The 4,680-nt window shown below is 72.7% G+C and carries 4 protein-coding genes; all 4 read left to right on the top strand.

Translation table 11 applies throughout. The features are described 5' to 3' along the window. The first annotated feature begins 86 nt into the window (after nt 1–86). From Ade02nite_RS48740 to Ade02nite_RS50565, 4 genes are read left to right on the top strand one after another with little or no spacing between them, the layout of a single operon-like run. The gene (locus Ade02nite_RS48740) at nt 87–632 is read left to right on the top strand and encodes a winged helix-turn-helix domain-containing protein (RefSeq protein WP_203778280.1); all 546 of its coding nucleotides are present in this window, start codon (nt 87–89) and stop codon (nt 630–632) included. Continuing rightward, nucleotides 629–2,065 carry an MFS transporter gene (locus tag Ade02nite_RS48735; protein WP_203778279.1) on the top strand — a complete coding sequence of 479 codons (1,437 nt, stop codon included), beginning with the start codon at nt 629–631 and terminating at the stop codon, nt 2,063–2,065. Before Ade02nite_RS48740 ends, Ade02nite_RS48735 begins: the two co-directional genes overlap by 4 nt. After that, nucleotides 1,984–3,204, top strand: a complete 1,221-nt coding sequence (locus tag Ade02nite_RS51100) for a DUF8225 domain-containing protein (RefSeq protein ID WP_498370408.1) — start codon at nt 1,984–1,986, stop codon at nt 3,202–3,204. The genes Ade02nite_RS48735 and Ade02nite_RS51100 overlap by 82 nt, the downstream gene beginning before the upstream one ends. Next, complete coding sequence (locus Ade02nite_RS50565; protein WP_203778278.1) at nt 3,201–4,571, top strand: Dyp-type peroxidase; 1,371 nt, start codon at nt 3,201–3,203, stop codon at nt 4,569–4,571. Before Ade02nite_RS51100 ends, Ade02nite_RS50565 begins: the two co-directional genes overlap by 4 nt. Nucleotides 4,572–4,680: the final 109 nt, after the last annotated feature.

Raw genomic sequence — 4,680 nt, 5'->3', positions numbered from 1 at the left:
CCGAGCCCGGTGTGCGGCCATCGATGCAGAGCTCCTATGCATAACGTCCTTGTAGAGCCGGGACCGCGCGGGCTAGCGTGCCCGTCATGAGCGAAGTGACGATCACCGATGCGGCCCTGATGCGGGTGATGGCGCATCCGCTGCGCATGCGGATCGTGGGGTCGCTGCGGGTCGACGGACCCGCGACCTCGGCGATCCTGGCCCGCCGGCTCGGCACCGACTCGGGGCAGACCAGCCATCATCTGCGGCTGCTGGCGCGGCACGGGTTCGTGGCCGACGCGCCCGAGCTGGGCCGGGGCGCGCACGGGCGGGAGCGCTGGTGGCGGGCCGCGCACGCGACGACGGTCTTCGACGGGGACAACCGGGAGGACGGCGTCGCCGTCGAGCGCGCCTCCCGTACGGCCTGGGGTGCTTGGATCGAGGCCTTTCACGCGCAGGTCGCGCAGGGGCGCTGGAGCGAGGAGTGGCAGCGTGCCGCGGACGGCTCCGACCAGGTGATCCGTACGACGCCGGAGCGGCTCGACCGGCTTCGCGAGCAGATCTGGCAACTCGTCGAGCAGGCGCGCACGAACGAGCCGGGCGCCGAGCAGGTGCTGGTCGTGCTCCAGACCTACCCGCACCGCGCCTCATGAGCGGCTCGCTCTGGCGCAATCGGGAGTTCAACCTGCTCTGGGGGTCGCAGACCCTCTCCGACCTGGGCGACGGCGTGGCGGCGCTGGCGTTCGCGCTGCTCGTGCTGGCGCAGACCGGCGATCCGGTCAGTGCGGGCCTGGTCGGCACGTTCGCCTCGGTGGCTCGGCTCGTGTTCCGGCTGCCCGCGGGAGTGGTCGCCGATTCGGTCGATCGGCGGCTGCTCATGGTCGCCTGTGATTCCGTACGGCTGCTGTGTTTTGCCGCCCTCGCCGTTGCCGTTTTCACGGACCACGCCGCGCTGCCGTTCATCATTGTCGCCGCCACTATCGACGCGGCGTGCGGAGCCATCTTCGGTACGACGGAAGACGCCTCCCTGCGCAGCATTGTGCCGTCCGCCCAGTTGCCGGACGCCGTCGCGCGCAACGAGGCCCGCTCCTACGGCGCCTCGCTGGCCGGGCCGCCACTCGGGGGCATTCTCTTCACCCTCGGGCACGCGATCCCGTTCGTCGCCAACGCCGTCTCCTATGTCGTCTCGCTCGTGGCGATCCTGGCCATTCGCAAGCCGCTCCAGGCGGAACGCCCGCCGGGACGGCAGAAAGCCTCCGAGGGCATCCGCTTCGTCCTCTCGCACCCGTTCCTGAGAATGCTCATGCTCATCGCGGCGCCGCTGAACTTCGCCATCAACGGCGTCATCTTCGCCGTGATCGTGGCCCTCCAGCGCGGCGGCACCGCCCCGCCGGTCATCGGGCTCGCCGAGACCCTCATCGCCGCCGGCGGCCTGCTCGGCGCCCTGGTCGCGCCCATGATCCAGCGCCGCTTCAGCCTGCCGGTGCTGGTCCGCGCGATTTGCTGGCTGGCCGCGGCCCTGTTGGCGAGCGCCGCCCTGCTGACCGACGGAATAGCCGCCGCGGTGCCGGTCGGCCTCACCATTTTCCTCGGGCCCGCGTGCAATGCCGCGCTTTTCGGCTATCAGGCGGCGATCACGCCCGACCACCTTCAGGGCCGCGTCATCAGCGTCATCATGGTGGCCGCCACGTCCCTGGCCGCGCTCGCGCCTCTCGCCGCCGGTTCCCTGGTGGCCGCCTTCGGCGCCCCGCCGGCGATTCTCTTCTTCGCCGCGGTGGTCGCGGTCCCCGCATTGGCCGCCTCATTCAGTACGGGGTTGAGCACAACCGCCGAAAGGACCCCGCGCCCGCGCTGTCGGAGTGATGACAGCGGCGGCCCGCCATTCGATGATGAACCCGCCAGGACGGTCACGGATGACGCGGGAGCGGCATGGACGAGGTGCTGGACACGCCCGGCGGCGTACGAGATCTGGATCCCGAGGGTCTGGCCGCGTGGTCGGCGCTGGTGTCGTCGTGGTTCGACACCATGGTGGAGCGCACGGCCGGTGAGACCGACCAGGTCCGCTTCGCCAATCCGCTCGGGGTGAAAGCGCCGCTCGCTGAGCGCCGGATCAGCTGGGACGCGTTTCCCCGCCCCGTCAAGGTGCGGTTCCCCGGCGATCCCGAGGGAGCACGCCGCGCCGCCGACGAGTTTCGCAGTCTGGGCGATTACTACGGCGTGACGTTCCATTCCGTACGCGATGGGGAAGCGCACGAAGTGGTCCTGCCCTACCGCCCGCAGGACGAATACTGCGAGTGGTACGTGGACCGCGCGCCCGAGACGGGCCGGATGCGGCGGATCGTGTTCACCTCGGAGGGGCACGAGTACTGGCGCTTCCTCGCCGAGACCGATCGCGCGCTGCTGCTGCGGCTCTACCACGAATTGGTCGGGCCGCGGGTGCGCGAGGAGGACCTCTATTTCGACACCGACGTCGCCTTTCGCGCGGCGCCCGGTGAACCGTTGCGGCTCTATCAGCGCAAGGGCGCGTACAACCCGTACAACGTCTGGAACACCTCCGCCGGACTCGCCCACCTGACCCATCCGGAGAACAGCTTGTACGGGGAGATCTCGCTGGCCGCGGCGGCGAGCATCCCGCGCGCCGACGCGGACGGCACGCCGATCACCGACGCCGGCCGCCTCGTGTGCAGCGCCGGCCTCGGCGATCCGAACCGGTCGAGCGACCCCACCATCAGCACGGACGTGAACGATCTCGTCCGGCAGGGCCTGTCGGTGACGCTGCGCGACCCGGTCGGGATCTACATCACGGCGCTGGACGACGCGGCGGTCTCCGGTCCGGAGGGCGAGGACCTGTCGTCCTGGTGGCGCCCGATCCGCGGCCGCGCCGGCCGCACCGTGCGCGCCGAGCTGGCAGCGCCCCCGGACGCCCCGTTCGGCCTGGAGGACGTGCTGGTCAACGGCGTCCCGTTGCGCTACGGCGGCCAGCTCGCCGAGGTCATGACCATGTCCCTGTACGGCGCCGCGGACGACCTGGGTCTCGGCGCGCCGCCCGCGCTGCCGGCCAACCAGCGATGCTGCGCGGCCGACGACAACCCGGACGTGCTGCGGCTGGTCGCCATCGACGCGCCCTGCCCGGACGGGTGGCACAGCGCCTTCGCGGGTCCGTCCGCTCTCCGGCGTCGCCGGCCCCCGTCGCGGCCGGTCCGGGCCGGCGACCCCTTCCCGTGAGCCTCGCGGAACCCCTGCTCGACCTGGACGACATCCAGGCGCACGTGCTGCGCGGCTTCCGGCAGGACCACCATCTCGTGCTGGGCTGGCGGTTGCGGGACGCCGCACCGGACACGGCGGCCCGGCAGCTCCTGGCCGCGGTCGAAGGACGGGTGAGCTCGGCGCGCTCCCGCTCGCCCGGCTGCGCGGTGGCCCTGTCGCCGCGCGTCTTCCGGGTGCTCGGCCACGACGACATGGCGACGCTCGACGAGGCGTACGCCGTGGGCATGGCCCGGCGTACGTACCTCCGGGACCCACCCAGCACCCAGTGGACGGTCGGCGCCCCCGGCCGCGAGATCGACATCCTGGTGATCCTGGCCGGCGAAGACGCCACGCGGCTCGCCGAGGCGGCCGCCCCGCTGCGGTCGCTCACCGGCGCCGACCTCGTCCACGAGCAGGAGGCCCACCGCCTGCCCGGCCACGTCGAGCACTTCGGCTTCCGTGACGGCATCTCCCAGCCCATGCTCCGCGGCGTCGTCGACGAGCTCGGCACGCCCCTGGTCCCCCGCCGGCCCATGCCGCCGATGCCCGACCACCGCGAGTACGCCGCGCCCGGCGACGTGCTGGTCTGGCCCGGCCAGTTCCTCTTCGGCCTGCCCCGCCAGAGCGAGACGTCACCCACCCGCCCGGCCCCGCCCCGCCGCGTCCCCGCCCTGGCCCGCAACGGCTCGCTGCTGGTGTATCGCAAGCTCGACCAGGACGTGCCCGCCTTCCTCGCCGACACCGCCCGCATGGCCGCTCAGCTGGGCGCCGACCCCGCCGACATCAGGGCGCAGCTCGTCGGGCGTCACCCCGACGGCCGCCCGCTCGTGCGCCCACCGTCGGCGACACACGCCGAGCACAACCACTTCGGGTACGACACCGCGTTCCCACCCGTCCCGGACGGCGTCCGCGGCGCCGACCCCGACCCCGACGGCCTCCGCTGCCCGCTGGCCGCCCACATCCGCAAGGTCAACCCCCGCGACCAGGAGACCGACAAGGGCCCACCTTCGGCAAACCTGACCTTCGCGATCCTCCGCCGCGGCATCACCTACGGCCCGCCGGGGCCTGCCACGGCCGAGCGCGGCCTGCTCTTCATGTGCTACCAGACCGACATCACCCAGCAGTTCGAGCTGCTGGCGCAGCGCTGGGCCAACAACCCCGAACGCCCACGCCAGGGCCTCGACAACGGCATCGACCTCCTGATCGGCCGCACCCGCCCCGGCACCGAGCGCCGAGCACGCCTCCTCCAGGGTGAGGTCACCACCCTCATCGACTACATCCACCCGCGCGGCGGCGCCTACCTCTTCACTCCGTCCCTGTCGGCGCTGCGCACCCTGTCGAGATAGGGCCGCCCGCGCGTCGTTGCTCCCGCGGCCGGGCCCCTCGCCCGCCGCGGTGATCGTTCTTCGGGGGGCGCTCCCGCCCGCGCGCCTGCCGGCCACACCGCCGCCGCCG

It is taken from the genome of Paractinoplanes deccanensis (genome assembly GCF_016862115.1).
GTDB lineage: Bacteria > Actinomycetota > Actinomycetes > Mycobacteriales > Micromonosporaceae > Actinoplanes > Actinoplanes deccanensis.
Note: the sequence above shows the minus strand (reverse complement) of the source record. Positions and strands in the feature narration are given on the sequence as shown.

Bases quoted from the DNA above. Each gene is read 5' to 3' on its own strand.
- Ade02nite_RS48735 (WP_203778279.1), top strand. From the start codon at position 629: ATGAGCGGCTCGCTCTGGCGCAATCGGGAGTTCAACCTGCTCTGGGGG.
- Ade02nite_RS48740 (WP_203778280.1), top strand. From the start codon at position 87: ATGAGCGAAGTGACGATCACCGATGCGGCCCTGATGCGGGTGATGGCG.